General features: G+C 41.4%; 5 protein-coding genes. 1 reads left to right on the forward strand and 4 read right to left on the reverse strand.

Translation table 11 applies throughout. The annotated features are described in order from the left end of the window. Window positions 1-105: 105 nt before the first annotated feature. On the reverse strand, window positions 106-315 hold the full coding sequence (locus NCWK1_RS28790) for a hypothetical protein (RefSeq protein WP_103127040.1): 210 nt from the start codon (window positions 313-315) through the stop codon (window positions 106-108). 96 nt (window positions 316-411) lie between these two features. On the opposite strand from NCWK1_RS28790, the gene NCWK1_RS28795 reads away from it, so the two are divergent. After that, complete coding sequence (locus NCWK1_RS28795) at window positions 412-1,122, forward strand: hypothetical protein (RefSeq protein ID WP_103127041.1); 711 nt, start codon at window positions 412-414, stop codon at window positions 1,120-1,122. Window positions 1,123-1,287: 165 nt separating this feature from the next. Here NCWK1_RS28795 and NCWK1_RS28800 read toward each other — a convergent pair whose 3' ends face one another. From NCWK1_RS28800 to NCWK1_RS28810, 3 genes are read right to left on the reverse strand one after another with little or no spacing between them, the layout of a single operon-like run. Beyond that, window positions 1,288-2,214 (reverse strand): hypothetical protein, encoded by a 927-nt coding sequence (locus NCWK1_RS28800; protein ID WP_103127042.1) that lies wholly within the window; start codon window positions 2,212-2,214, stop codon window positions 1,288-1,290. Next, entirely contained in the window at window positions 2,207-2,701 is a 495-nt protein-coding gene (locus NCWK1_RS28805) for a hypothetical protein (RefSeq protein ID WP_103127043.1), read from the reverse strand. The genes NCWK1_RS28800 and NCWK1_RS28805 overlap by 8 nt, the downstream gene beginning before the upstream one ends. Then, window positions 2,698-3,501, reverse strand: a complete 804-nt coding sequence (locus NCWK1_RS28810) for a hypothetical protein (RefSeq protein ID WP_103127044.1) — start codon at window positions 3,499-3,501, stop codon at window positions 2,698-2,700. Before NCWK1_RS28810 ends, NCWK1_RS28805 begins: the two co-directional genes overlap by 4 nt. Window positions 3,502-3,680 lie beyond the last annotated feature (179 nt).

Here is a 3,680-nt window from a genome sequence, read left to right on the forward strand (position 1 = left end):
ACGAAGTCCCAGGAGTTAGGATTCACAGCTACATTCAACGAGAATACATACAACTCTCGATTTTTGATTTCCTCTAAGAAAAAGCGGACAAGGTTGGCCGCTTTTCTATTCAAGATTCTGATCGCGCTCCAGCTTCTCTCTTATGGCCTGTCTAATCCAAGCAGCCTTTTCTTTGCCGGCTGTAGCTACAACCTTTTCATATAGGGATGTAGGCATACGCAAAGTTACGACAGGGCTATCTATTGGCTCATCACCAGCCGGAACAAACAAACCACCTTCACCCTGCTTAACTTTATAAGGTTTATCTCGTTTCATACTTTATAAAAATGCCTCAAAGTCATGATAACACCCTTGTATACATGGTGCGAACGTGTTACCATGTATACATGGATTTATAAAGGCATCTGACCAATGACCACTAATAAATTTTCCGCTAAAGCTCACACCAGACCAGAGCATAACTATTCAGTTTTTCACCAAGGCTTATTACATGAGAATAATTCTGAAGACTACGCGCTGAGGCACATTTACAGCGTAGAAAATACCAAGGCTCTACTCAAAAAATGGGGCTGGTCGGACGAACAAGTTAAACAAGGTATCGACCATGCAACCATTGACGTGTATAAGCATCAAGTTTGGTTACGCATTCCTGGCAACATTGAGAAACGCAAAGAAACTGTTAAGATTCGCGGTATATCGCGCTTTATCAGCAAATTAGACTATGTTGATATACTAATCAAACGTTGCTGGGATAAAGCAGACCCTTACAAGCTAGAACCCGGCGATAATTGGGATGAATTAATTGCACGGGGCAACACTGGTGATTTTTATGAGGTAAAGCTATACAAGCATGAAATCACCTGCACCTGTCACGCTTACAGTGGGATTGAGAAAGCTTTTAGCCAAGATTATGTAGCGACTAAACATTTAATGCTACATCCAAAGGCACAAGGTCAAACCCCAGATAAACACGTCTTCGCTGCTTGGAAATATATCGGTGCTGAGACTTTGAATCAGTATCAATATTGCTGGCTAGAACGCAGAGATGCGGCAATGCGTGAGATGCAAAAATGGGGTGATGATTTTGATGATGATGGCGACGACGAAATAATGACTTATTAATAGGCGGCTAGGGCATTAGGCATCTGACCAAAGAGTCTAAGCCCCAGCACAAAGGTAATGATAACATCCAAAGTAAAAAGGCGGCCACGCGCAGGCCGCCTTATAGAAATGAAATTAACAACTGATTAATTATATTTGGGCAAACTGCGATCGCCATTTATCAACTTATTTCTTGGACTTTGATAGTTTAATAAACTTAATAATTTCTTCTAAACTCGCGCCATCAAGTTGCATCAATTTAATATCGAGAATCAGATCGGGAGGGATTGATCCAATGCTCCTACCCTTCCACTTATTATTAATTTTTTCTTCCCAGTTAAAACCCCATCGCCAATGTAAGGGGTTGTCAGGGTCGCGCTCTCCAGCTTCGACGCGGGGATATTCGATAACAGAGCCATCTTTAAGCTTTTTACGTTCAATGTATGAATATAAGCAACCTTTCGGCTGTTTTTTAGGTTTAGTTTCCTGGTGTATTTCTGGCTCTAGCCCACAGATACCGCAGCCGCCACTTAAATAAATGTGCTGTAATCGGCAGCTAGGGCAGAGTACTATAGGCTCAGATTCTTGTGTACGCTCGATATTTGGCATCAGATTTAATTTCTCTATTCTCTGATTTTCCTCATCAATGATTGTTTGAGAAATAGCGATCGCTTTATCCTTCTCCTTTTTAGATTTGCAATTATGCTGTAAGTCTTTAATCCGGCCTTGCTGTTGGGAAATTCGTTTATTACATAGTTCAATTTGCTCATGAATTGGTAAATTGTCACAGCGAATAAAGCGATTGTCTTCAGAAACAATGCTTTCATAGACTGATGAAGGCACAGGGTGAAGGCCAGAAGTAGACCGCCAAAATTGCTTTTTACCAAAATCTGTAGCGATTGCTGAATTATTTACACTAGTTTCATCCTCTAAGCTGTAATTCCAAGCTTGTAACTGATCTGGTGTGTAGTCGCTACTATACCCATTCTCCCAAGTAATAGTAATTTTCTTGTGTACACTCGATATACAGCCTATTTTTCTAAAAGGGGTGACAATACGTTTCCCGACCTTGAAGGGGTTGCTGAAAGTGTCGCCCACAGCGTATTTAGCCATCGTTGCCCCCCAAGTAAGCTTTTCTCATTCCTGCCCACTGCTGAGGGCTGAGGTTTTCAATTTCTTCCTTGCGCTGCCATACCTCGCGGTCATCATTAATAGTTCTATCCTTTGCCCCTGACATTTTCTTAGAGGATGCCAATTTGCGAAGTTCAACTTGAATTGATATCGTTGTGCGCCAATCCTGCCTACTTATTTTGTCAAGTTTGGCGCAGATATCAGGTTTAAATCGGGTATCGAAGTTTGATAAATCGACCGCACCCCAGCGATCGCTAAACTTTGTACAATCCCAGTTTTGGCAGGCCACCCATTTATCATGATCAGAATCATAATTTGGCATAACCAACCTAACTAAGTGAGCCTGCACAATTCCCGAATCGCCGCAGCAGAAACAATGCCATTCCGGGTAAAATAGCTGCTCCTCTTCTTCAGATTTTGGCTCACGCAAGGGTAAAGGCTCGAATTGGGGTAAGTCATCAATGCTCATGATTCTTGCCTCCCAATTAAATTATTTTTCACTGCCCACTGTGCAAACTGGCGGCGGGTGGCTTGCTCTGATTTATCATCTGTCTCAGTTTGAAAGCCCAAAGAGCCAAGTTCATTGATTTTTGCAAGCCATTCGCCGCGGCAGGGGTGATTTTCCCATTTTTCATTTTGCACCGGGGGAGTTTTACCCCTAGATTTTTGCCATTGCTGGGCTAAATCTTCCCAGTTGGCCGCAATCCATTTACTGATGAGTGTTGGCGGAGTTGGTAGCTGTTTTGATTTTTGCTCTGAAAAATTCAAAAAATCCTCTCTTTCTGCTTCTGAGAGAGAGTCTTTAAAGTTTGAATAAGTCTTATTAATCTGAGGCGTTGCAGAATCACCCTTTTGTAAGGGTTCTGGCTGTTGATTTTCGCATTTTTGAGACTGATTTCTCACTTTTGAGACAACTTTCTCATTTTTGAGATTACTGTCGCATTTTTGAGAATCTTGTCTCATTTCTGAGAAAGTTGTCTCATTTTTGAGACTGGTTACACCACATAAATTACGTATGCTAAAGCCAATATCTTGAAAATCAAAGATTTCAAGCTCTTGAAGTTTAGCAACGGCTCTATAAAATGTTGCTTTACTTACATTACATTCCTCAATTATTCTCAGTGTACTTACTTCTTGATAGCGATCACCCCATGAATCAAGCTCAACTAAATAGCTCCAAATACGCCACTCAGCAGCAGTTAAGTTACCCTGGCGGAGTTTTCTAGAAGTCTCTGGGGTAAGGGGGTAAAAATCACCGTTAATCTTCACAACTACCCCCTACAAAAAATGCAAGCGTAGCAATACGGAAGCTCAAAGCCCCGTATTTCAGCATTTGTGTAAAATTGCTGATTGTCATATTATGCTTTTAATTAGGTTAAGAAATTGCCCCGGCTAGATTTGGCTTGTCGGGGCTATTTTGTTTAGATACAATCGAATCAATCTACCTA

Origin of the sequence: Nostoc cycadae WK-1 (assembly GCF_002897135.1) — a bacterium.
Taxonomy (GTDB): Bacteria; Cyanobacteriota; Cyanobacteriia; order Cyanobacteriales; family Nostocaceae; genus Nostoc_B.

Bases quoted from the DNA above. Each gene is read 5' to 3' on its own strand.
- NCWK1_RS28800 (WP_103127042.1), bottom strand. From the start codon at position 2,214: ATGGCTAAATACGCTGTGGGCGACACTTTCAGCAACCCCTTCAAGGTC.
- NCWK1_RS28795 (WP_103127041.1), top strand. From the start codon at position 412: ATGACCACTAATAAATTTTCCGCTAAAGCTCACACCAGACCAGAGCAT.
- NCWK1_RS28805 (WP_103127043.1), bottom strand. From the start codon at position 2,701: ATGAGCATTGATGACTTACCCCAATTCGAGCCTTTACCCTTGCGTGAG.
- NCWK1_RS28790 (WP_103127040.1), bottom strand. From the start codon at position 315: ATGAAACGAGATAAACCTTATAAAGTTAAGCAGGGTGAAGGTGGTTTG.